The organism is Massilia sp. CFBP9012 (assembly GCF_034045115.1).
Taxonomy (GTDB): domain Bacteria; phylum Pseudomonadota; class Gammaproteobacteria; order Burkholderiales; family Burkholderiaceae_D; genus Telluria.
In genome coordinates this window covers 41,169-64,144 of sequence record NZ_JAXCWM010000008.1, presented here as the reverse complement: position 1 = coordinate 64,144, position 22,976 = coordinate 41,169, and the positions used below count along the sequence as shown (strand labels likewise).

15 protein-coding genes and 1 other RNA gene are annotated in these 22,976 nt (G+C 67.4%); 11 read left to right on the top strand and 5 right to left on the bottom strand.

Annotated features, from left to right (window positions below):
* Positions 1-96: 96 nt before the first annotated feature.
* The 6 genes from ubiD to SOM61_RS14600 all read left to right on the top strand — a co-directional run bounded on the left by ubiD (position 97) and on the right by SOM61_RS14600 (position 6,607).
* Positions 97-1,581, top strand: a complete 1,485-nt coding sequence (gene ubiD, locus SOM61_RS14625; RefSeq protein ID WP_320474756.1) for a 4-hydroxy-3-polyprenylbenzoate decarboxylase — start codon at positions 97-99, stop codon at positions 1,579-1,581.
* A 298-nt stretch (positions 1,582-1,879) separates the two neighbouring features.
* Positions 1,880-1,978, top strand: an RNA gene (ffs, locus tag SOM61_RS14620) — signal recognition particle sRNA small type.
* Positions 1,979-2,138: 160 nt separating this feature from the next.
* Positions 2,139-4,292 carry a DNA polymerase III subunit gamma/tau gene (locus SOM61_RS14615; RefSeq protein WP_320474755.1) on the top strand — a complete coding sequence of 718 codons (2,154 nt, stop codon included), beginning with the start codon at positions 2,139-2,141 and terminating at the stop codon, positions 4,290-4,292.
* Positions 4,293-4,341: 49 nt separating this feature from the next.
* Positions 4,342-4,671, top strand: coding sequence for a YbaB/EbfC family nucleoid-associated protein (locus SOM61_RS14610; protein WP_123068667.1), 330 nt, complete (start codon positions 4,342-4,344; stop codon positions 4,669-4,671).
* 48 nt (positions 4,672-4,719) lie between these two features.
* The gene (gene recR, locus SOM61_RS14605) at positions 4,720-5,310 is read left to right on the top strand and encodes a recombination mediator RecR (RefSeq protein ID WP_147933438.1); all 591 of its coding nucleotides are present in this window, start codon (positions 4,720-4,722) and stop codon (positions 5,308-5,310) included.
* A gap of 103 nt (positions 5,311-5,413) precedes the next feature.
* Positions 5,414-6,607 (top strand): glycosyltransferase, encoded by a 1,194-nt coding sequence (locus SOM61_RS14600; protein WP_320474754.1) that lies wholly within the window; start codon positions 5,414-5,416, stop codon positions 6,605-6,607.
* Here the strand turns inward: SOM61_RS14600 and SOM61_RS14595 are convergent.
* The gene (locus SOM61_RS14595; RefSeq protein WP_320474753.1) at positions 6,598-6,915 is read right to left on the bottom strand and encodes a hypothetical protein; all 318 of its coding nucleotides are present in this window, start codon (positions 6,913-6,915) and stop codon (positions 6,598-6,600) included. The genes SOM61_RS14600 and SOM61_RS14595 overlap by 10 nt on opposite strands.
* Before the next feature lie 281 nt (positions 6,916-7,196).
* Between SOM61_RS14595 and SOM61_RS14590 the strand changes: the two genes are divergently transcribed.
* The gene (locus tag SOM61_RS14590) at positions 7,197-9,644 is read left to right on the top strand and encodes a penicillin acylase family protein (protein WP_320474752.1); all 2,448 of its coding nucleotides are present in this window, start codon (positions 7,197-7,199) and stop codon (positions 9,642-9,644) included.
* 205 nt (positions 9,645-9,849) lie between these two features.
* Here SOM61_RS14590 and SOM61_RS14585 read toward each other — a convergent pair whose 3' ends face one another.
* The 4 genes from SOM61_RS14585 to SOM61_RS14570 all read right to left on the bottom strand — a co-directional run bounded on the left by SOM61_RS14585 (position 9,850) and on the right by SOM61_RS14570 (position 17,357).
* Positions 9,850-11,994 carry a putative bifunctional diguanylate cyclase/phosphodiesterase gene (locus SOM61_RS14585; protein WP_320474751.1) on the bottom strand — a complete coding sequence of 715 codons (2,145 nt, stop codon included), beginning with the start codon at positions 11,992-11,994 and terminating at the stop codon, positions 9,850-9,852.
* Position 11,995: 1 nt separating this feature from the next.
* Entirely contained in the window at positions 11,996-14,875 is a 2,880-nt protein-coding gene (locus SOM61_RS14580) for a hybrid sensor histidine kinase/response regulator (RefSeq protein ID WP_320474750.1), read from the bottom strand.
* Positions 14,876-15,096: 221 nt separating this feature from the next.
* Positions 15,097-15,291 (bottom strand): YbdD/YjiX family protein, encoded by a 195-nt coding sequence (locus SOM61_RS14575; protein WP_123070577.1) that lies wholly within the window; start codon positions 15,289-15,291, stop codon positions 15,097-15,099.
* A complete protein-coding gene (locus SOM61_RS14570; RefSeq protein WP_320474749.1) occupies positions 15,291-17,357 on the bottom strand; it encodes a carbon starvation CstA family protein in 2,067 nt (688 codons plus the stop codon). Before SOM61_RS14570 ends, SOM61_RS14575 begins: the two co-directional genes overlap by 1 nt.
* Before the next feature lie 203 nt (positions 17,358-17,560).
* Here SOM61_RS14570 and SOM61_RS14565 point away from each other — a divergent pair, with 203 nt between their 5' ends.
* The 4 genes from SOM61_RS14565 to SOM61_RS14550 all read left to right on the top strand — a co-directional run bounded on the left by SOM61_RS14565 (position 17,561) and on the right by SOM61_RS14550 (position 22,881).
* Positions 17,561-18,925, top strand: coding sequence for a cache domain-containing protein (locus SOM61_RS14565; protein WP_320474748.1), 1,365 nt, complete (start codon positions 17,561-17,563; stop codon positions 18,923-18,925).
* On the top strand, positions 18,922-19,557 hold the full coding sequence (locus SOM61_RS14560) for a response regulator transcription factor (protein ID WP_414674993.1): 636 nt from the start codon (positions 18,922-18,924) through the stop codon (positions 19,555-19,557). The genes SOM61_RS14565 and SOM61_RS14560 overlap by 4 nt, the downstream gene beginning before the upstream one ends.
* A 92-nt stretch (positions 19,558-19,649) precedes the next feature.
* Positions 19,650-20,825 carry an HDOD domain-containing protein gene (locus SOM61_RS14555; RefSeq protein WP_320474747.1) on the top strand — a complete coding sequence of 392 codons (1,176 nt, stop codon included), beginning with the start codon at positions 19,650-19,652 and terminating at the stop codon, positions 20,823-20,825.
* The gene (locus SOM61_RS14550) at positions 20,818-22,881 is read left to right on the top strand and encodes a putative bifunctional diguanylate cyclase/phosphodiesterase (protein ID WP_320474746.1); all 2,064 of its coding nucleotides are present in this window, start codon (positions 20,818-20,820) and stop codon (positions 22,879-22,881) included. The genes SOM61_RS14555 and SOM61_RS14550 overlap by 8 nt, the downstream gene beginning before the upstream one ends.
* The last annotated feature ends 95 nt before the right edge of the window (positions 22,882-22,976 follow it).

Genomic DNA, 22,976 nt, shown 5'->3' with positions numbered 1-22,976 from the left:
ATGAAGTGGCCTTCCAAATAGAAATACTTGACGAATCAATCACTTGGCTCCACCCTCTCACTTACGTTCTGCAATCGAAGAAATGCTCAAAACTTGATGAAATATACAGACTTGCGAGATTTTATGGCCCAGCTTGAACGCATGGGCGAGCTCAAACACGTTGACATTCCGGTGTCAACCAACCTCGAAATGACCGAAATCTGCGACCGCACCCTGCGCGCCGAAGGTCCCGCGCTGCTGTTCCGGCAGCCGACCGGGCACACGATCCCCGTCCTCGGCAACCTGTTCGGCACCCCGAAGCGGGTGGCGCTGGGCATGGGGGCGCAGGATTTGAGTGAGCTGCGTCAAATTGGCCACGTGCTTGCGCGCCTGAAGGAGCCCGAGCCACCCAAGGGGTTCAAGGACATCATGGGCATGGGTTCGCTCGTCAAGGCGGTGTGGGATATGGCGCCGAAAGAAGTAAAAGGCGCGCCCTGCCAGGAAGTCGTCTGGGAGGGCCAGGACGTGGACCTCGCCCGCCTGCCGATCCAGCACTGCTGGCCGGGTGACGTCGCGCCCCTGATCACCTGGGGTCTTGTCATCACCAAGGGCCCGAACAAGAAACGCCAGAACCTGGGCATCTACCGCCAGCAGGTGCTGGGGCCCAATAAAGTGATCATGCGCTGGCTGGCCCACCGCGGCGGCGCGCTCGATTTCCGCGAGCACGCGCTGGCCAATCCGGGCAAGCCGTATCCGATCGCGGTGGCGCTGGGCGCCGACCCGGCCACCATCCTGGGCGCCGTGACGCCAGTGCCGGACACGCTGTCCGAATACCAGTTCGCCGGCCTGCTGCGGGGCAGTCGCACCTCGCTCACCAAGGCGATCGGCAGCGAGTTGATGGTGCCGGCATCAAGCGAGATCGTGCTCGAAGGGCATATCTATCCGGACGAGAACCACCCGTCCGGCTTCGAGCATGCGCTCGAGGGGCCGTATGGCGATCACACCGGCTACTATAATGAACAGGACAGTTTTCCGGTGTTCACGATCGACCGCATCACGATGCGGCGCGATCCGATCTATCACTCGACCTATACCGGCAAGCCGCCGGACGAGCCGGCCGTGCTGGGCGTGGCGCTGAACGAAGTCTTCATCCCGCTGCTGCAGAAGCAGTTCACCGAAATCACCGATTTCTACCTGCCGCCGGAAGGCTGCAGCTACCGCATGGCGGTGGTGCAGATGAAGAAGCAGTACGCGGGCCACGCCAAGCGGGTGATGTTCGGCGTCTGGAGTTTCCTGCGCCAGTTCATGTATACCAAGTTCATCGTCGTGGTCGACGAGGACGTCAATGTGCGCGACTGGAAAGAGGTGATCTGGGCCATCACGACCCGCGTCGATCCGACCCGCGACACGGTCATGGTCGACAACACCCCGATCGACTACCTCGACTTCGCTTCGCCGATCAGCGGCCTGGGCAGCAAGATGGGGATCGATGCCACTAATAAGTGGCCGGGTGAGACCAATCGCGAGTGGGGCACGCCGATCGTGATGGCGCCGGAGGTCAAGAAGAAGGTGGATGAGATCTGGGGTCAGTTGGGGATTTGAGGCTGGCGCACCTGCTCGTTCCGTTTCCGGCATCAGCTTGCCCCAGCACGTCGTTCCCGCGCAGGCGGGAACCTAAGCTCGTAAGGCAGCCACAAGCTCATGCTGTAGTGGCTGAGTATGAAACTTGGGTTCCCGCCTGCGCGGGAACGACGGGCGGAGGCTGCGCGGGAACGACGTGCGGAGGCTGCGCGGGAACGACGTGCGGAGGCTGGCGGTGAAACTGCTGCTGAGGCAATTTGCCGGACTGCGTACGCCTGCCATTTCCCCAAACGCCATACGCTAAGGTATAATGAGCGCTGGCGGGCCCCTGCGCATTGTGGCATGGTTTACCTGGTCAGGTCGGGAACGAAGCAGCCAAAGCCGTTCACCGCAAGTGCCGCAGATCAGGCTCGCCTCTTATCTCTTCTCCGTAGTATCTTCCGTAGTACCTTCCCCATATCTCTTCCCAGGCAGTAAGCTGCGCCCGTACGTCCGTCTCTCGCATTTTTCATGCCAGTTGCACAAGAGCCCGACCGTTGAATGTTCGCGACGACCGCCATCTGCGGTAAAATCGTGGCATGTCCTATCAAGTCCTCGCCCGCAAATACCGTCCCAAGAACTTCGAAACGCTGGTTGGCCAGGAGCACGTCGTCCGTGCGCTGACCCATGCCTTGCGCACGGAGCGGCTGCACCATGCCTATCTGTTCACGGGCACGCGCGGGGTCGGCAAGACCACCCTGTCGCGCATCCTGGCCAAATCGCTCAATTGCACCGGGCCGGACGGGCAGGGCGGCATCACCGCCGAGCCGTGCGGACAATGCGAGGCTTGCCGCGCGATCGATGCCGGCCGCTTCGTCGACTACATCGAGATGGATGCGGCGTCCAATCGCGGCGTGGACGAGATGGCCCAGTTGCTGGAACAGGCGGTCTACGCGCCGAGCAATGCGCGCTTCAAGGTCTATATGATCGATGAGGTGCACATGCTCACCAATCACGCGTTCAATTCGATGCTCAAGACGCTCGAGGAACCGCCGCCGCACGTCAAGTTCATCCTGGCGACCACCGATCCGCAAAAGATTCCCGTGACGGTGCTGTCGCGCTGCCTCCAGTTCAATCTCAAGCAAATGCCGCCGGGCCATATCGTCGGCCACCTGGAGAATATCCTGGGCCAGGAAGGCGTAAGCTTCGAGCAACCGGCGCTGCGCCTGCTGGCGCAAGGCGCGCACGGCTCGATGCGCGACGCGCTGTCGCTCACCGACCAGGCGATCGCCTATGCGGCCGGCCAGGTCACGCTCGATGCGGTGCAGGGCATGCTCGGCGCGCTCGACCAATCTTATCTGGTGCGCCTGCTCGACGCCCTGGCGGCGCAGGACGGCGCCGACCTGATGGCGGTGGCCGACGAGATGGCCAGCCGCAGCCTGTCGTACAACGGCGCGCTGCAAGACCTCGGCACCCTGCTGCACCGGATCGCGCTGGCGCAGTCGGTGCCCGGCGCCGTGCCGCAAGACCTGCCCGAGCTGGCCGACATCATGCGCCTGGCCGGCTCCTTCGAGCCGCAGGAAGTGCAGCTGTACTACCAGATCGCCGTGCACGGCCGCAACGAGATCGGCCTGGCGCCGGACGAATATGCCGGCTTCACCATGACCCTGCTGCGCATGCTGGCCTTTCGCCCCGGACAGGGTGGGGGAGAAGCATCGGCCGCTCCGCCCGCAGCCGCGCCGGTAGGCGCATCGCCTGCGCGCGCGGCGGCAGCCGCCGCGGCCAGCCATGCGGCGGTGACGCCGCGTTCGGCCTCACCTTCGGCCGCACCTTCGGCCGCACCGCCTGCACCTGTACCTCCGGCGCCTGTACAGCCCAGTGCGCCGACCGCAGCAGCAGCCCCCGGCGCGCCGGCAATGACGTCGGCGCGGGCCGCGATCAATGCGGCGCTGGAAGCGGCGCGCGCCGCGTCGGGCATCCGCACCCCACCCAAGCGTCCAGGGGCCGAGCCGGTCGCGCCGGCGCCAGCGGCGCCACCGCCCGCAGCGCCGCCGCCAGCCGCCCCCGGACCGTCGGCCGCGTTGCCGTCCGATGGCGTCGGCATGCAGGCACGCGCCGCGACCGCGCCACCGCCATGGGAGGGTGGACAGCCGCAGGCCATGGCCCAGCAGCCGCAGTCACAAGCAGCCATGCAGGCCCGCCAGCAACAGCCGCAGCAGGAAGATGATGTACCGTCCTGGGTCACCGATTTTTCCGATGATACCGCCGTCGCCGCCGAGGCGCCGGCCGTGGTCGTCCCCGCGCCCCAGGTGCGGGCCCCGGCCGCGCCGCCGCACGCCTATGTCGTCACGCCCGTGCCAGAGATCGCCTGGGACGGCAACTGGCCGGCGCTGGCCGGCGGCCTGCCGCTGCGCGGCGTGGCCCAGCAACTGGCGCTGCAGACCGAACTGGTCGCCTGCGTGGTGCATGACGGCGCGGCCACCTTCAAGCTGCGCGTGCCGGTCGATACGCTGCGCGCCAGCGGCAATAGCGAGAAGCTGGCGGCTGCGCTGCAAGAACATTTCCCCGACTTCCGCGTGAATGTGGAGTCCGAGATCGGCCCGGTGTGGTATACAGCCGGGGCCGAACAAAAAGCGGCGCGCGAAGAGCGCCAGCGCCTGGCCGAGTCCATCGTCGCCGCCGATCCTTTCGTGCAGGAGCTCGAGCGACGCTTCGACGCGTTCGTCGTGCCCGGCTCGGTCAAGGTCGCCTGAGCGCGTCGCTGCCGATCAATCACCCATCCGACTTTTGGAGAACCCCACCATGATGAAAAACCAGCTCGCAGGCTTGATGAAACAGGCGCAAGCCATGCAGGACAATATGAAGAAGGCGCAGGAGCAGCTGGCCCTGGTCGAAGTCGAAGGCCAGTCGGGCGCCGGCCTGGTGAAGGTCGTCATGACCTGCAAGAACGACGTCAAGCGCGTCACCATCGACCCGTCGCTGCTGGGCGACGACCGCGACATGCTGGAAGACCTGGTTGCGGCCGCGTTCAACGACGCCGTGCGCAAGGCCGAGGCGACCGCCGCCGAGAAGATGAGCGGCCTGACCGCCGGCATGCCGGGCCTGCCGCCTGGCTTCAAGATGCCTTTCTGACCCATTGAAAGCAGTCCCGGCCGGCGCCTCGCCGGCGGGACGCCCCACATGTCGACCTCGCTCGAATTTCTCATCGAATCGCTGCGCCGCTTGCCGGGCGTGGGTCCCAAGTCGGCCCAGCGCATGGCATTCCACCTGCTGCAGCACGACCGCGAGGGCGCCGCGCAACTGTCGCGCGCGCTCTACCAGGCGGTCGACACGGTGCACCACTGCGCCAAATGCAATACCTTCTCGGACATTGAAATTTGCGAGCTGTGCGCCGACCCGGAGCGCGACCACACCCTGCTGTGCGTGGTCGAGACCCCGGCCGACCAGATCATGATCGAGCAGACGCTCACCTGGCGCGGCCTGTACTTCGTGCTGATGGGCCGGCTGTCGCCGCTGGACGGCATCGGCCCGCGTGACATCGCCCTGGACAAGCTCGTCAACCGCGCCACCGATGGCCTCGTCGGCGAGGTGGTGCTCGCGACCAATTTCACCAACGAGGGCGAAGCCACCGCCCACTACATCAGCGAAATGCTCAAGGCGCGCGGCCTGAAGGTCAGCCGCCTGGCGCGCGGCGTGCCGGTGGGCGGGGAGCTCGAGTACGTCGACGCCGGCACGATCGCGCGCGCGATGCTCGATCGCCGCAGCGCATGATGTTCGCCGTCCAAGCGAGGTCCTGAACACCAGCGCGCACCCTGCGTGCGCGCAAGCCTGATGGCCGGGCCGCTGCTATCGTGGATTTTTCTGCGAGCCGGCCATGCACCTCGTCGACCTCACGATGTTCTATGCCGCCGAGGGCGGTGGCGTCAGCACCTACCTGAACGCCAAGTCGGCGTGGCTGGCGCGCCAGGGCCGCGCACGGCATACGATCCTGAGTCCGAACCGCGATGTGGAGACAGACGTCGCGCGTGCCACGCGCGCCGCGTCGGCATGCCTGCGCGTCCCCAGCCTGGCCTTGCCCGGCTTTCACGGCTACCGCATGCCGCTGTCGGTGGCCATCGTCGCCCGCCGCCTGCGCCGCTTGCGGCCCGACCTGGTCGAAGTGGGCGACGCCGGCCACTGCGCCTGGGCCGCGCTGCGCGCGCGCGACCGGCTGCGCATCCCGGTCGTGGCCTTCTACCATTCCGACCTGCCGCGCCTGGTCGAGAACCGTTTCGGCCTGCATGCCGCCCAGCTTACCCGGCGCTACCTGGCGCAGCTGTACAGCCAGTTCGACCTGGTGCTGGCGCCAAGCCGGCTGATGGTCGCTCAATTGCAGGCGATGGGGGTACAAGGCGCGCTGCACCAGCCGCTCGGCATCGATTGCACCATTTTTCACCCCGACCGGCGCGACGCCGCCGTGCGCGCCGAACTGGGTGTGGCGCCCGGGGCATGCCTGCTGGTGTATGCCGGCCGCTTTACGGCCGACAAGAAACTGGACGTTCTGCTGGCGGCCATGGGCCGGCTCGGCCCCGGCTTCCATCTGCTGATGGTGGGGCCGGGCGAGGCCGCGTTCGACGTCCCGGCGGGCGTCCGGATCAGCCGCCTGCCGTTCCAGCGCGACCAGCGCGCGCTGGCGCGCCTGCTGGCCAGCTGCGATTTGCTGGTGCATCCGGGCGATTGCGAAACCTTTGGACTGATCGTGCTCGAGGCCATGGGCTGCGGCCTGCCGGTGGTGGTGGCGGGCGCCGGCGGCCTTGCCGAACTGGTCGACGACGACACGGGCGTGCTGGCGCGCCCCAATTGCCCTGACAGCCTGGCCGAGGCGATCAGGCATGCGGCTACCCGCGACCTGGCGGCCCTCGGCGCCAATGCGCGGCGCAAGGTTGAATCGTCATTCGACTGGGAGGCGGTGTTTGACGGGTTACTGATGCACTACTGCAAGCTGCTGCCGCAGGATGCAGCGGGCTGCGCGGCCGTGGGCCGCGCGCTCGACGAACAATCCTATGCCCAGGCCGGGTTTTACCAGTAAGGACCCCAGTAGCCGCCGCGATAGCGTGGCCCCCAGGCGCCATATGCCCCGGCGCCATTGCCCATGCGCTGCAATTCCTCGCGCGTACCCAGGTGCAGCACGCATTCGCGCCAGGGATCGGTGTTCGCGCTATAGCCGAGCTGGCTGCATGCCGGACCATAGATATTCATGAGTTCCGCCATCTCGGACTGCGCGCGCGCCGATTTTTCTTGCGGCGTCGAACAGGCCGCGGCCAGCAGGGCCAGGCCGATGGCGGCGGATGTGCGCACGATGGCAGGCATTCTTGCGCCTTTGGTGACGTTTTGCATGACAGTTCCTCCCGCCGCATCGCGCGGCATGATTCCAGAATAGCATCGCCCGCACGCGCCGCGTGTGCGATGGCAAACGAAAAGTGAGATTTCTTCACATCCCTCATTATCGGATATTGGGGCGGATGTGTCCGCCTTCAACGACATCGGTAGCTACGGCGCCGGTGACGTAATGGATGCGCTCGTGACACCGCGTGCAATGAGGTATTTTTCTCGCACCAATTCGCTTTCGGCGTGAATTTTCTGGCAAGATACGCCCCCAAAAAGAGGAGACGCGACGTATGGACAAATCCTTGGGCAAGTCCCGATGGAAGACCTGGACCCTGCTCGGGGCCGGGGCGCTGCTGGCGCTCGTGTTGCTGGCAGTGCTGGCCACCTGGCTATTCCTGCGCGCCAGCCTGGCCCAGCTCGACGGCGAGCGCCGGGTGGCGGGCCTGGTGGGCGAAGTCAAGGTCGAGCGCGATGCCGGCGGAGTCCCCCTGATCAGCGGCGCCAGCCGGCTCGATGTCGCCTATGCGACCGGCTTCGTGCATGGACAGGAGCGCTTCTTCCAGATGGATTTGTTGCGCCGCACGGCGGCCGGCGAGCTGGCCGAGCTGTTCGGCGCGGCAGCGCTGCCCACCGATCGCACCCACCGCCTGCACCGCTTCCGCGCCCGCGCGCTGGACACGCTGGCGCGCCTGCCGGCGCCGGAACGCGCGCTGCTGGAACGCTATGCGCAAGGCGTCAACGAGGGCTTGGGCGCGCTCGGCGCGCGGCCCTTCGAATACGCACTGACCGGCGTGGCGCCGCGGCCGTGGACGGCGCCCGATTCGCTGCTGGTGGTGTGGGCCATGTACATCGACCTGCAGGGCGCCCAAGAGGCGCGCGAACTGGCGCGTGGCTGGCTGCGCGCGCACAGCGACGAGGCGCAGCTGGCTTTCCTGCTGCCCGAGGCGACGGCTTACGATGCGACCCTTGATGCGACCCTGGACCAGGGCGCGGCAAAGGTGGCTAGCGCGTTGCCGCCGCAGGCCCCGGCCTGGTGGGGCGCCGCGCCGGATGCACCCGGCGCACCGGTCAAGCTGGCCGGCCTGGAGGTCACCGATTCAGTCGGCAGCAACAACTATGCGCTGGCCGGCAGCCGGAGCAGCACCGGCGCGGCCATCGTGGCCGACGATATGCACCTGGGCCTGCGGCTGCCGAATATCTGGTATCGCCTTGCGCTGAGTTTCCCCGACCCGGGCGCGCCCGACGGCAAGCGCCGCCTGGCCGGCGTCAGCCTGCCCGGCGCGCCGCCGTCCGTCATCGTCGGCAGCAATGGCCAGGTGGCATGGGCCTTCACCAACAGCTATGCCGATTCGCTCGACCTGGTCGAACTGCGGCTCGACCCGGCGCGCCCGAACCAGGTAGGCCTGCCGGGCGGCTGGGAGACGCCGCGCGAGCACGTCGAGGCGATCGCCATCAAAGGCGCCGCGGCCGAGCGCATGGTCGTGCGCGAGACTTCGCTCGGCCCGATCCGCGAGGTGGCGGGCCGCAGCTACGCGCTGCACTGGATCGCCCACGATCCGGCCGCGCTCAATATGAACCACCTGAAGCTCGAGACGGTGGCCAACGTCGAGGATGCGCTGACGGCCGCCGCCGGCAACGGCATCCCGGCCCAGAACTTCGTCGCCGGCGACGTGCATGGGAATATCGGCTGGACCATCGCCGGCCTGCTGCCGCGCCGCGCCGCAGAAGGCTCTGCGGCCGCCCTTGCTGCTGGATTTCCACTCGCCGCCGGCAGCGGGGCGCAGACCTGGAGCGAGGTGCTGCCGTATGCCGAGTATCCGCGCGTCCTGAATCCCGCCGATGGCCAGATCACGACCGCCAATAGCCGACAGTTGTCCGGCGCGGGGTACGCGCTGCTGGGCGACGGCGGCTACGACCTGGGCCAGCGCAACCGCCAGTTGCACGAGGGCTTGCAGGCCATGGGCGACAAGGTCGACGTGCGCCGCGCCTTCGACGGCGCCCTGGACGACCGCGCGATCCTGGTCGGCCAGTGGCGCCAGCGCGCGCTGGCCGCGCTCGATGCGCAGGCGCTCGCCGGCCACCCACAGCGCGCCGAATTCCGGCGCCTGCTGGAGACCAGCTGGAGCGGGCGCGCCAGCGTGGAGTCGATCGGTTATCGCCTGGGGCGCGACTTCATGTGGGCCGTGCACGACCTGCTGTACGGCGGCGTCAATTCGGCGCTGAAGGAGATCGATCCGAAGGCCAGCGCGGCCGCGGCCAGCACGCGCTGGCCGGCGGTGGCGGCGCGCCTGCTGGACGAACGGCCGCCGGGCTGGCTGCCGGCAGGGCACGCCTCCTGGCGCGACCTGGAGCTGGCGGCGGTGGACCGCGCCATCGCGGCCCTGGTCGATGCCGGCACGCCGCTGGCCGAGGCCACCTGGGGCCAACGCAACACCGCCGACATCGCGCATCCGATCAGCATCGCCGTGCCCGCGCTGCGCCCCTGGCTCGCCGCGCCGAGCCAGCCGCTGGCGGGCGACGCCCACATGCCGCGCGTGGCCGGCCCGAAGTTCGGCCAGTCTGAGCGGCTGACCGTGTCGCCGGGGCGCGAAGAGGAGGGTTTGTACAATATGCCGGGCGGGCAGAGCGGGCACCCGTTGTCGTCGTTCTTCCTGCTGGACCACGCGGCCTGGGTCGAGGGCAAGCCGGCGCCGTTGTTGCCGGGGGCGGTGAAGCATACGTTGAGGTTTGTGCCGTGAGTCGAGGTGTAGCGTGATTTTTGTAGCAGCTTGAACCCGTCGTTCCCGCGAAGGCGGGAACCCAAGTTTGCTCGCACCCAGGCTGCGTTCGATGTAAGTGGCAGCGGTACGGACTTAGGTTCCCGCCTTCGCGGGAACGACGTGCTGGGGCTGCGGGCCGATGATGCAGCTCGTAGTCGCCGCTACTTCGAGCGCCTGCCCACCACTACTTCGCCGGCAAGGCCTGCTGCGCATGCTGCAGCATCTCGGTGATCTTCTCGGCGCTCGAGGGATGGCCGAGGTAGTAGCCTTGCACCATGTCGCAGCCCAGCTCCTCGAGCAGCAGCAGCTGCTCGCCGGTCTCGACGCCCTCGGCCACCACCACCATCTTGAGGCCGTGGGCCATGGCGATGATGGCGCGCGTGATGGCCGCGTTTTCCGAATCCTGGGGCAGGCCGGCGATGAAGCTGCGGTCGATCTTGAGGGCCCGCACGTCGAAGCGCTTCAGGTAATTCATCGATGAGTACCCCGTGCCGAAGTCGTCGATCGACAGGTGCACGCCGATGCCGCGCAGCTGCTCGAGCGTGACCAGCGTGGCGCGCGCATCGTCCATCAGGGTGCCTTCGGTCAGCTCCAGTTCCAGCAGGCGCGGTTCGAGCCCGGTCTCGGTCAGGGCCGACAGCACGATCTGCGACAGGTTCTCGTCCTTGAACTGCTTGGCCGACAGGTTCACCGCGATGCGCAGCAGGCGCCGCGTCAGGCGCTGCCAGGCGCGCGCCTGGCGGCAGGCGGTGCGCAGCACCCATTCGCCGATCGGGACGATCAGGCCGGTCTCCTCGGCCAGCGGGATGAACTCGGTCGGCGGCACCAGCCCGCGCTCGGGATGGCGCCAGCGCACCAGCGCCTCGACGCCCACGATCTCGGACGTGCGCACATCGCGCTGCGGCTGGTAGAGCAGGTACAGCTCGTCGTTCTGCAGCGCACGGCGCAGGCCCACTTCGAGCTTCACGTGGCTCATGATCTGCATCGTCAGCGAAGAGCTGTACAGCTTGGCGTTGTTCTTGCCGCAGTTCTTGGCGTGGTACATGGCCGTGTCGGCGAATTTCAGCAGCGAGCCGCAATCGTCGCCATCCTCGGGGAATAGCGAGATGCCGATGCTGGCCGTGACGAAGATCTCGTTGCCCTCGATGAGAAAAGGCCGCCGCATCGCTTCCTTGACGCGGGTGGCGACATTCAGCGCATGCTCGACCCGCTCCAGGTCGGGAATCAGGATGGTGAACTCGTCGCCGCCCAGGCGCGCCAGGCTGGCGGCATCGCGCTCGACGCCTTCGCCGCGCGAGACCAGGTCGCTCGGGCGGGTGGTCTCGCGCAGGCGTTCCGAGACCATCTTGAGCAGCTGGTCGCCGGCATTATGGCCCAGCGTGTCGTTGATGCGCTTGAAGGCGTCGAGGTCCATGAACAGCACAGCGAACTTCTTGTTGCCCATCTTGGCGCGCTGCAGCTCGCGTTCCAGCGTCTCGAGAAAGGCTTGCCGGTTGGGGATGCCGGTCAGGCCGTCGCAATAGGCCAGGCGCCGGATCTGTTCCTCGGCGCGCTTGCGCTCGCTGATGTCGCGCACCAGGCCCAGCACCTCGGACGGGCTGGTGGCCACCAGGCGCGCCTCGAAATGCAGCACGTCGCCGCAGTCGATCAGTTCGTACTCGACCGAGCGCACCTGCTGGGTGGCGAGCACGGTCCTCATCTGATCGAGCATGCGCGCCGCGATTTCGGGCGGCAGCGTGTCGGACAGGTGCTTGCCGATGAAGCGCGCGCTGGTCGGGGGCGCGCAGGCCGCGCGTCCCGGAAAAGACTGGCGCTCCTGGCCGGGCTCGTAGTCGAGATAGAAGCCGTCCGCATTCAGGCGAAAGAAGGTGTCGGGGATGGCTTCGAGCACGGCGCGGTTCTGGGCATCGGCGATGCGCAGGCGGGCGATGGCGTCGCTGGCGCGCAGCACGTACAGCACGCGGTGGCCGAGGATCGGCCAGTTGATCGGCTTGGAGACGAAGTCGGTGGCGCCGACCTCGTAGGCCTGGGTCACGGCCTCGACGTCGTCGCTGCCGGTGACCATGACGATCGGGACGCAGGCGCCGTCCTTCTCGGCGGCGCGGATCGTGCGGCAGGCCGTGAAGCCGTCCATGCGCGGCATGTCGACGTCCATCAGGATCAGGTCGGGCATGCGCGTGCGCGCCAGCTCGACCGCTTCCAGGCCGTCGCCGGCCTCGACGCCTTCCATTCCGACCTGGGCCAGCATCTCGAGCATCAGGAGGCGCATGACGGGATCGTCGTCGGCGACGAGCACCGTCCCGCGCTGGGTGGAGGCAAAGGCTGGCATGTCAGGATTCCTTTTCAAGCATGGCGTGGAGCGACTGGCGCACCGACTGGAATTCGCGCTCCATGTCGGCCAGCAGGGGCGCGGCGCCGTCGACGCTGCCGCCGCGGCCGAGCTGTTCGAGGTCGCGGCAGGTCGCGGCCAGGCGCGCCGCCCCGATATTGGCGCTGGCCGACTTGAGGCCGTGGGCGATGCGGCGCAGGCTGTCGGCGTCGCGCGTGGTCAATGCCTGGCGCAGCGCCTGCAGGTGGCGCGGGGTGTCGCCCACATAGGCGTTGATCACCTTCTGCACCAGGGCGTCGCCGGCATCGCGGCTCAGTGCGCGGATATTGTCGAGGGCGGCGCGGTTGACCGGGTCACCCTGCTGCTGCGGCGCCGGAGGCGGTGGGGGCGGAGGTGATGGCGCAGGTGACGGCGCAGGCGGGTAGTCCAGCGCCAGCCCGGGCTCGTCGTCATGGTGGCGCTCCGCCAGCACCGGCAGCGCCACCCAGCGCCCGATCACGGCCGCCAGCTGCTGCTGGGTGAAAGGCTTGGACAGGTAGTCGTCCATGCCCGCCGCGAGGCAGGCTTCGCGGTCGCCCTGCAGCGCGTTGGCGGTGATCGCGATCACGGGCAGGGCGCGCGCGCGGCCCATCTCGCGCTCATGGCGCCGGATCTCTCCGGTCGCCGCGAAGCCGTCCATCACCGGCATCTGGCAATCCATCAGCACCGCGTCCCAGCCGCCTTCGTGCACCGCATGCAGCGCTTCCTGGCCGTTGGTGGCGCAGTGGGTTTCCAGGCCCAGGCCTTCCAGCATGGCCCTGGCGACTTCGACGTTGACGGGATTGTCTTCGGCCAGCAGCACGCGCCGCGCGCGCCGCATCGGCTGCTGGAGCGCCATCGGCGTTGGCCGGGGAGCGTCGTACGGCGCCGCAGTGGCAGCGCCGGCCGGATGATGCAGCCGCGCCGCGCGCGCCGTCAGGCAGGCATACAGGTCGGCCGCGCGCGCCGGCTTGACCAGCTGGTAGGCCACGCCGGCCTCGCGCCGCTGGACCGGATCGGCGGCCAGCTTTTCGGGGCTGAGCAGAACGATGTGTGTCGAGCGCGCCACGGCCTCGGCGCGCACCGACGCCGCCAGCGCCAGGCCGCTGGTCTGGGTCAGTTCCATGTCGAGCACCGCCGCGTCATACGGGCGGCCGGCGCGCGCCGCGCTCACCAGGTGCTCGAAGGCGGCCGCGGCGCTGCCCACGCCCTCGCACGCCGCGCGCCACGCTTCCAGCTGCTGCACCAGTTCCTTGCGGCTGGCCTCATGTTCGTCTACCACCAGCACCCGCAGGCCTGCCAAAGTGTGCTGGCGGTGGCCGGGCGCGTCGGGATCGACGCGGCGCTTGTCGAAGCTGAGCGTGAACCAGAAGATCGAGCCCTGCCTGGGTGCGTTCTCGACGCCGATCGTGCCCTTCATGAGTTCGACCAGCTGCTTCGAGATGGCCAGCCCCAGGCCGGTGCCGCCGTACTTGCGGGTGGTGGAATCGTCGGCCTGCGAGAAGGCGTTGAAGATGCGCGCGCGGGCGTCGCGCGAGATGCCGATGCCGGTGTCGTGCACCTCGAAGCGCAGCGCCACCCGCTGCGCGTCCTCGCCGGCCACCCGCACCCGCGCCATGATGCGGCCCTCGGTGGTGAACTTGATCGCATTGCCGATCAGGTTGGCCATGATCTGGCGCAGCCGGTTCGGGTCGCCGCAGATCGCCACCGGGATGTCGTTGGCGATGTCGAAGTCGCAGCCCAGGCCCTTGGCCGCCGCCTGCGGGGTGTAGACGTTGTGGATGTCGTCCAGCAGGTCCCACAGGTTGAAATTGATGTATTCGATGGTCAGCTTGCCGGCCTCGATCTTGGAGAAGTCGAGGATGTCGTTGATGATCACCAAGAGGTGCTCGCCCGAGCGCTTGACCAGCTGCGTGTAGCTGCGCTGGGCCTCGGTCAGCTCGGTGGCGAGCAGCATCTCGGTCATGCCCAGCACCCCGTTCATCGGGGTGCGGATCTCGTGGCTCATGGTGGCCAGGAAGCCGCTCTTGGCGCGGCTGGCCGCTTCGGCCGCGTTCTTGGCCTTTTCCAGCTGCTCGGTACGCACGCCGACCTGGCGTTCCAGTTCGTCGCGGTGGTGCAGCAGGGCCGCGCCGCGGTCTTCGATCTGCGCCAGCATGGTGTTGAAGCTGTCGATCAGCACGCCCAGTTCGTCGCTGCGCTTGTGCTGCACGCGCAAGGCATAGTTCTGGCTGACCGAGACCTTTTGCGCGGCCTGGATCAGCCTGGCGATCGGCTCGGCGATGCTGCGCTTGAGTGGCCGCGCCAGTCCCAGCGAGACCAGCAGCGCGGCCCCCATCGCCAGCCCGATCACGACCATGCTGGCCAGGATGTCGAGCCACATCGGCAGCAGGTCGGCCTCGATCATGATCGCGCCGACCGCCAGTTCGCCATGGCGCACCTCGTGCACCACGCGCATGTGGCGCGACAGCAGGAAGCGGCCGGCGCGGTTGGCGTCGTCCAGTGTGTCCAGCCCGAGGTCTTCCAGCGAGGGCAGTTCGGCGCCCAGGCGTGACGGCGCGCGGTACTCGGCCAGCGAGCGGCCGAAGCGGTCGTACAGCACCGCCGCCGAGATGTGCTGCTGCGCTTCCAGCGCCGCCAGGGTGGCGCCGGCCTGGCGCCGGTCGACCAGCATCAGGTCGCCGGAAGTGGCCGCGCCGATCACGCGCGCGAAGGCGGCCAGTTGCAGGCTCTCGGCCTGGCGGTGATTGATGATGGAGGTGACGGCGAAGGCGCAGAACACGAACAGCAGCGCGGTCGCCGTCGAGAGCAGCGACAGGATGTTCAGCTTCCGGTTCAGGCTCGAGCGCTCGAAGTTCTGCATCGTGATTCCCGCAAACGGCACAGCGCAGCGGATCCGGCAACGGTGCAGATCCTCCTAGCGGGCAAGAACCCGCAGGAAAAAAATATACGCACTAGGGAAGGTGGCAGCTTTGCGAATCCGCAAATGTGGCAAAGGGAACAATTCCATGTCGCAATTAGCATCGACGGGCGCAAAAAAGGGGCGCCCGCAGCGCCCCTTGTCGGATCAGTTCATGCCGCCTGTCAGCAGCACGACGCCCGGCTTCCCCCATAGCGCGCCTCCTGGCGCTCGCGGAAGAATTCCTCGTACGTCATCGCCGGTTTATCCGGATGGGTACGTTCCATATGCGCCAGGTAGGTGTCATACTCGGGCAGGCCGACCATCAGCCGCAGGCTCTGCCCGAGGTAGTTGCCGGCCTGTTTGAGGGTGCCGAACATCAGGGCACCTGTGGCGCCGGCATGGCGACGTAAGGCGACTCCTTGGCGGTCGGCCCGTTCGCGCGGCGCGCATCCATCACCGTGCGCACGCCGTAGAACAGCACCGCCAGCACCACGAACATGAAGAAGCCGGCCAGGCTGGCGTTGACGTAGTCGTTGAAGATGATGCGCTCCATGTCGAGGATCGACTTGGCCGGGGCCAGGATCTCGCCCGCGTCGTGCGCCGCCTGGTACTTGTTGGCGTGCGCCACGAAGCCGATGCGTGGATCGCTGTGGAAGATCTTCTGCCAGCCGGCGGTCAGGGTGCAGGCCAGCAGCCACAGGGTCGGCATGATGGTGACCCACGCATACTTGGCGCGCTTCATCTTGAACAGCACACAGGTGCCCAGCATCAGTGCGATCCCGGCCAGCATCTGGTTGGCGATGCCGAACAGCGGCCACAGGGTGTTGATGCCGCCCAGCGGATCGACCACGCCCTGGTACAGGAAGTAGCCCCAGGCCGCGACGCACAGGCCGGTGGCCAGCAGGTTGGCCGGCAGCGAGTCGGTTTTCTTCAGTGCCGGGTTGAAGGCGCCCAGCAGATCTTGCAGCATGAAGCGGCCGGCGCGGGTGCCGGCGTCGACCGCGGTCAGGATGAACAGGGCCTCGAACAGGATCGCGAAGTGGTACCAGAAGGCCATCATGGCCGGGCCACCCACCAGGTTCGACAGGATCTCGGCCATGCCGACCGCCAGCGTCGGTGCGCCGCCGGCGCGCGAGATGATGGTGTGCTCGCCGACGTTGCGCGCCATCTGCTCCAGCGCTTCCGGCGTGATCACGAAGCCCATCTGCGAGACCGCCTGCGCCGCCGATTGCGCGGTGGTGCCGAGCAGCGCGGCCGGGCTGTTCATGGCGAAGTAGATGCCGGGGTCGATGGTCGACGCGGCGATCAGCGCCATGATCGCGACAAAGCTTTCCATCAGCATGCCGCCATAGCCGATGAAGCGCGCCTGGGTTTCATTCTCGAGCATCTTGGGCGTGGTGCCGGACGCGATCAGCGCGTGGAATCCCGACACCGCGCCGCAGGCGATCGTGATGAACAGGAAGGGGAAGATATTGCCGGACCATACCGGGCCGCTGCCGTCGATGAACTTGGTCATGGCCGGCATTTTGAGGTCCGGAGCGACCACGATGATGCCGATCGCCAGACCCAGGATGGTGCCGATCTTGAGGAAGGTGGAGAGATAATCGCGCGGCGCCAGCAGCAGCCACACGGGGATGACCGCAGCGACAAAACCATACCCGATCAGCATCCAGGTCAGCTCGGTGCCGGTGAAGGTGAACATCGGGCCCCAGGTCGGCGAATCGTGCACCCACTGGCCGCCGATGATGGCGAGCATGAGCAGGACAAAACCGATCAGCGAGATCTCGCCGATGCGGCCGACCCGCACGTAGCGCGAATAAATCCCCATGAACAGCGCGATCGGGATCGTCGCCATCACGGTAAAGGTGCCCCACGGCGAGCCGGTGAGCGCCTTCACGACGATCAGCGCCAGCACGGCGAGAATGATCACCATGATCATGAAGGTGCCGAGCAGCGCGATCAGGCCGGGGATCTCGCCCATCTCGGATTTGATCAGGTCACCGAGCGAGCGGCCGTCGCGGCGGGTCGACATGAACAGCACCATGAAATCCTGCACCGCGCCGGCGAACACGACGCCGGCCAGGATCCACATCATGCCGGGCAGGTAGCCCATCTGCGCCGCCAGCACGGGGCCGACCAGCGGGCCGGCGCCGGCGATCGCGGCGAAGTGGTGGCCGAACAGGACGTTTTTATTCGTCGGGACGTAGTCGAGGCCATCGTTGAACTTGTAGGCCGGGGTCTGGCGCGTGGGGTCGAGTCCCATCACCTTGGTGGCGATGAACAGCGAATAAAAGCGGTAGGCGATCAGGTAGACGCAGCCGGCGGCCGCGACGATCCAGATGGCGTTGATGGTTTCACCGCGCTTGAGCGCGATGTAGCCGAGCGAGAACGCGCCCAGGATGGACAAGGCGATCCATCCGAGCATGCTCGAGAGACGTTTCATGGGTGACTCCTCCGAAGTGGATTGATGCTTTTCGCGCCAGTACGTGCCGACGCCATTATTTACAGCATGCTCTTGAGTATCTTGCACTATTGTCAGTACCGCAAGCGCATGATTACGCAGTCCCTACGTAATGCTACGTAGATCGGCCCCTGCCATCGGACGTAGAATGCAGGCCTTCGAATCGAACCATGCGGAAAAAGCATATGCGGCTGAGGCAAAAAGTGATCGTGCTGGCCGTCGTGCCACTGGTGGTGGCGCTGTGCGCGATCGCGCTCTACGTGCGCCAGCAGGGGGTGACCCTGGCGGCCGAGCAGCGCGCCACCATCCAGCAAGCCTACCTGGCGAGCAAGGAGGCCGAGCTGCGCCACTACGTCGAGCTGGCGGCGCGCTCGATCGCGCACCTCACGCGCACCGGCGACAGCGACCCGGCCACCCAGCGGGAAGCGATCCGCATCCTGTCGAGCCTGAGCTACGGGGAGGACGGCTACTTCTTCGTCTACGACACCCGGGGCAAGAACCTGATGCACCCGCGCCAGCCGGAGCTGGTCGGCACCGATATGTGGGAATGGCGCGACTCGAACGGCGAGCCGACGATCCAGCGCCTGATCGCGCTGGCGGGCGGCGGCGGCGGCTTCCTGCGCTATACCTGGGCCAAGCCCTCGAGCAACCGGCCGGCGCCCAAGCTGGGCTATGTGGTGCCGATCGCGCACTGGAACTGGGTGATGGGCACCGGCATCTATCTCGACGACGTCGAATCGGCGCTGGCGCTGGTGGACGCCCAGCAGTCGAGCAATATCGAAGAGACGCTGTTGTGGATGGCGGTGCTGGCCACGGTGGCGGCGGTGGGCGTGGCCGGCGGCGGGCTGGCCCTGAACATCAGCGAGGGCCGCGTGGCCGACGCCAAGCTGAAAGCGCTGGCCCAGCGCGTGGTGGAATCGCAGGAAGAAGAACGGGCGCGCCTGTCGCGCGACCTGCACGACGGGATCAGCCAGGCGCTGGTCTCGGTCAAGCTGCAGCTGGAGGCGGGGATCATCCGCATCGACGGCGATGAAGCACGGCGCGAGCAGGGCCGCGCGGGGCTGGAGCGCACCGTCGAGCAGGTAAAAACGCTGCTGGGCGAGGTGCGCCGCATCTCGCACGACCTGCGCCCGACCCTGCTGGACGATATGGGCCTGGCGCCGGCGCTGGACCACCTGGCGAGCGAGTTCGGCGAGCACGCGGGCGCGCCGGTGCGCTTCCGCGCGGCCGGCGCGGTGGACGCGCTGCCCGAGATCGTGGGCACGGTGCTGTTCCGCATCGCGCAGGAAGCGCTGACCAATGTCGAGCGCCACGCCCAGGCGCGCCATATCGAGATGGTGCTCGAACGCGTGGGAGACATGGTCAGCCTGTGCATCGCCGATGACGGCGTGGGCTTCGACATGGACGGCGTGGCCGTGCATCCCAAGCGCGGTATCGGGCTAAGGAATATGATGGAGCGCATGGAGGCGATCGGCGGGCGGTTCTCGATCGCGTCGTCCTCCACGGGCACCCGGGTGGTGGCCAGCATCGATTTGAAGGAGCAGCAGTGAATGTTGAAGTGAATGATGAAGTGAAGATCCTGCTGGTGGACGACCACCCGCTGGTGCGCGACGGCCTGCGCGCGCGGCTCGAGTCGGCGCCGCACCTGACCGTGGTGGCCGAAGCCGGCTCGGGCGAGGAAGCCCTGGCGCGGGCCGGGGAATTCCATCCCGACCTGGTGCTGATGGACGTGAACATGCGCGGCGGGAGCGGCATCGAGGCGACGCACCAGCTCACCGCGCGCTATCCCGGCATCGCGGTGCTGATGTTGTCGATGCACGACAAGCCCGAATACGTCAGCCAGGCCATGGCGGCTGGCGCGCGCGGCTATGTTTTGAAGGATGCGCCGGGCAAGGACATCGTGCTGGCCATCGAAACCGTGATGGGCGGCGGCATCTACTACAGCGCCGCGCTGGCGCGCCAGCTGGCCAATCCAGCCACGCCGAGCGACCAGCTGACGGTGCGCGAGCACGAAGTGCTCAAGCATATCGCGGCCGGCCAGTCGAACAAGCAGATCGCGCGCGACCTCGATTTATCCGTGCGCACCGTCGAAACCCACCGCCTGAACATCAAGCGCAAACTCGGCATCGAAGGACAGGCGGAACTGATCCGTTTTGCGGTCCAGCGCGCCGGCAGTAACTGAGAGTGAACTCCCAATATCCACCGGGAAACATTGCTGTTGCTTTAAAGTATTCGGTGCAATAAGATTGACTGAATATTATTGAGAAACATCACATGGCCGAGCAGGGACATTTTCCGCTGGTAGCAATCGACCCGGTCGCCAATGCGCAGAACGAATGGGTGGCGCTGAGCCTGCGGCTGGCGCCCGGCGCCGACCTGGCGCAACGGCTGCAAGCGGTGTTCGCCGGCGCCGACCTGCTCACGGCGATCGCGCCGCTCGACTGCCTGCTGCACCTGGAGGGCCCGGAGGCCCTGACAGTGCCGGTGCTGGCGCTGTTGCCGGCCAACCGCGTCGGCCTGGTGATCGAGGCCGCGGCCCTCGCGTCGAATGGCGCCACGCGCCAGCTGGCCGAGCTGCACGCGATCGGTTACCGCATCTGGCTCGACGGCGAGGTGCCCGAGGGCGCCAAGGCGCCGCCGGCGCTGCGCTCCGCGGCGCGCGATTGCCGCGCCCAGCGTGACGCCGCTCTGCCGCCTGGCCGCCTGGTCGCGCTGTTCGGACCGCACCTGGCCCACGGCGTCGACGGCGCGCGCCGCTTTTCAGAATGCGAGAACGCGGGCTTCGACTGGTTCAGCGGCGACTATCCCATCGATCCCGATGCGGCGCCATCGACGGACGACGACGGCAGTTCGCGCCGCCGCATCCTGACCCTGCTGGGTTTGCTGGCGCGCGACGCCGAATCGCGCGAGCTGGAAGACCAGATCAAGCAGGATCCGGCGCTGGCCTATCACTTGCTCAAGCTGGTCAATTCGGCCGCCTTCGCGGTGAGCACCCAGATCACGAGCTTCTCCCAAGCGATCACGGTGCTCGGCCGGCGCCAGCTGCAGCGCTGGCTGCAGCTGCTGCTGTACGCGCGCCAGCAGCCGGACGGCTTGCCGAACCTGCTGCTGCCGCTGGCGGCGCGCCGCGCCGCCCAGCTGGAAGCCTTGAGCCGGGAGGCGGGCGGCGATCGCGACGCGCAAGACCTGGCCTTCATGACGGGCGTGTTCTCGCTGCTCGACCGGCTGCTGCACATGCCGATGGCGGCGATCGCGGCCGACCTGTACCTGCCGGACGACGTCGCCGGCGCCCTGGTCAACCGGCGCGGCCAGCTGGGCGCCTGGCTGCGGCTGACCGAGACGCATCCGGACGAGGCGATGCTCGAGGAGGCTGGCGTGAGCCCGGCCGCCTGGTGGGGCAGCCAGCTGCACGCCTATCACTGGGCGATCCAGGTGGGCCGGAATGTCTGACCTGCGCGAACTGGCCTCGTTCGACTTCGTCGGCGGCACGACCGCCGTCTGCAACGCCATCCTCCGCCTGCGCGGCGAAGCCCTGACCCTGGAGCTGGGACGCCTGGCGGCCCTGCTCACGGGTAGTCCGGAGGGCCGCTTCGTGCCGGGCGCCGGCCTGATCGACCCCAATCCGCCGGGCGCGCGCATCCTGCGCCACGCGGTGGCGGCCGGCATCGAGCAGTTCGGCTGGTATGAGGTCAGCGGCGGCGAGGGGTATTGTCCCGAGACCGGGCGCAAGCTGGAGGCGCTGGCCCACCTGACGGCCAGCCTGATGCAGATGCACGCGCTGGCGCAGCGCTCCACCCACGCCTATGCGCAGATGGAGGCGCAGCTGGCGCACCAGTCGCAGATCCTCGACCAGATCCACGAATCCGTGCTGACGATGGACCAGATGGGCTACATCACCAGCTGGAACCGCGGCGCCGAGCAGCTGTTCGGCTATACCTCGCTGGAAGCGGTCGGGCGCAACATCCTGTTTTTGTATGCCGACGAAGGAGACGGCGGCAGTGGCGAGGACACCCAGCCCGACCTGTTCGCGGAGCAGGGCGGGCGCATGATGGAAGTGCGGCGCCGGAAGAAATCGGGCGAGGTGTTCTGGGCCAGCCTGTCGCTGTCTCCGCTGCGCGACCTGGCCGAGCGGCCGACGGGCCTGATCGCCTATCTCACCGACATCACCGAACGCAAGCAGGCCGAGGAGCAGCTGCACCACCTGGCCTATTACGACGAGCTGACCGGCCTGCCGAACCGCACGCTGTTCGCGCGCCTGGTCGACCAGGCGCTGGCCGTCTCGCAGCGCAACGAGACGGCGGGCAGCGTGCTGTTCGTGGACCTGAACCGCTTCAAGCGCATCAACGACACGCTCGGGCGCCGCATCGGCGACGAGCTGCTGCGCCAGGTCGCGCAGCGCTTCAAGGAGGCGCTGCGCGACGAAGACGTGGTGGCGCGCCTGTCTGGCGACGAATTCGCGGTGGGGCTGTCGGACATCCGCCAGCACTTCGAGGCCACCACGGTGGCGCAAAAGCTGCAGGCTTCGCTCGACGCGCCGTTCTTCATCGCCGGCCACGACCTGCGCGTGGGCGCCAGCATCGGCATCAGCGTGTATCCGCAGGACGGCAACGATGCCGAGACCCTGCTCGGACTGGCCGACATCGCGATGGAGCGGGCCAAGCGGGCCGAGGCCAATCCGGACCGCAGCGTCGCCTTCTACAGCCAGGACATGAACAAGGGCATGCAGGAGCGCATGCGCATCGAGTCGGGCCTGCGCCATGCGCTGGGCAACGGCGAACTGATTCTGTATTACCAGCCGAAGTTCGAGATCGCCAGTGGGCGCATCGTCGGCGCCGAGGCGCTGGTGCGCTGGGTGCATCCGCAGCGCGGCATCGTGCCGCCATCGGAATTCATTCCACTGGCCGAGACCACGGGCCTGATCGTGCAGGTGGGCGAGTGGGTGCTGGAGCAGGCCTGCGCGCAGGCGGCGATCTGGCAGAGATCCGGGATTTCGCCGTTCAGGCTGGCGGTGAACGTGTCGGCGCGGGAGTTTACGCCGTCGCTGCCTTCCAGGGTGGCCGATACCTTGCGGCGCTACCAGCTCGATCCGTCGTGGCTGGAGCTGGAGATCACCGAAAGCACGCTGATGCACGACTTCGAGCGCGTGACGGCCATCATGGACCGGATCACGGCGCTGGGGGTGTCGCTGTCGCTGGACGATTTCGGGACCGGGTATTCGAGCCTGTCGTATCTGAAGCGGTTTCCGATCCAGACGCTCAAGATCGACCGGTCATTCACGACCGGGATTCCGAGGGATGCGAGCGATTGCGCGATTGCGGGGACTATCGTCAGCATGGCGCGCCAATTGTGCCTGCGTGTGATCGCGGAAGGGGTGGAGACGCTGGATCAGTTGGAGTTCCTGCGCGAAGCGGGGTGCGATGAGGTGCAGGGGTATCTGTATGCGGCGCCGTTGCCGGCGTATGAGTTCGAGCGGTGTTTGCGGGATAACTGGTTGTTGATTGCGTGAGCCGCATGAACTGCGTGCGTGTGCGAGCTGGCCTCGTCCGCATTACCCGCTAGCCTACGCACGTCGTTCCCGCGAAGGCGGGAACCTAAGGTTGC

Coding starts and splice junctions, on each gene's coding strand:
- ubiD (WP_320474756.1), top strand. CDS start 97: ATGAAATATACAGACTTGCGAGATTTTATGGCCCAGCTTGAACGCATG.
- SOM61_RS14615 (WP_320474755.1), top strand. CDS start 2,139: ATGTCCTATCAAGTCCTCGCCCGCAAATACCGTCCCAAGAACTTCGAA.
- SOM61_RS14610 (WP_123068667.1), top strand. CDS start 4,342: ATGATGAAAAACCAGCTCGCAGGCTTGATGAAACAGGCGCAAGCCATG.
- recR (WP_147933438.1), top strand. CDS start 4,720: ATGTCGACCTCGCTCGAATTTCTCATCGAATCGCTGCGCCGCTTGCCG.
- SOM61_RS14600 (WP_320474754.1), top strand. CDS start 5,414: ATGCACCTCGTCGACCTCACGATGTTCTATGCCGCCGAGGGCGGTGGC.
- SOM61_RS14595 (WP_320474753.1), bottom strand. CDS start 6,915: ATGCAAAACGTCACCAAAGGCGCAAGAATGCCTGCCATCGTGCGCACA.
- SOM61_RS14590 (WP_320474752.1), top strand. CDS start 7,197: ATGGACAAATCCTTGGGCAAGTCCCGATGGAAGACCTGGACCCTGCTC.
- SOM61_RS14585 (WP_320474751.1), bottom strand. CDS start 11,994: ATGCCAGCCTTTGCCTCCACCCAGCGCGGGACGGTGCTCGTCGCCGAC.
- SOM61_RS14580 (WP_320474750.1), bottom strand. CDS start 14,875: ATGCAGAACTTCGAGCGCTCGAGCCTGAACCGGAAGCTGAACATCCTG.
- SOM61_RS14575 (WP_123070577.1), bottom strand. CDS start 15,291: ATGTTCGGCACCCTCAAACAGGCCGGCAACTACCTCGGGCAGAGCCTG.
- SOM61_RS14570 (WP_320474749.1), bottom strand. CDS start 17,357: ATGAAACGTCTCTCGAGCATGCTCGGATGGATCGCCTTGTCCATCCTG.
- SOM61_RS14565 (WP_320474748.1), top strand. CDS start 17,561: ATGCGGCTGAGGCAAAAAGTGATCGTGCTGGCCGTCGTGCCACTGGTG.
- SOM61_RS14555 (WP_320474747.1), top strand. CDS start 19,650: ATGGCCGAGCAGGGACATTTTCCGCTGGTAGCAATCGACCCGGTCGCC.
- SOM61_RS14550 (WP_320474746.1), top strand. CDS start 20,818: ATGTCTGACCTGCGCGAACTGGCCTCGTTCGACTTCGTCGGCGGCACG.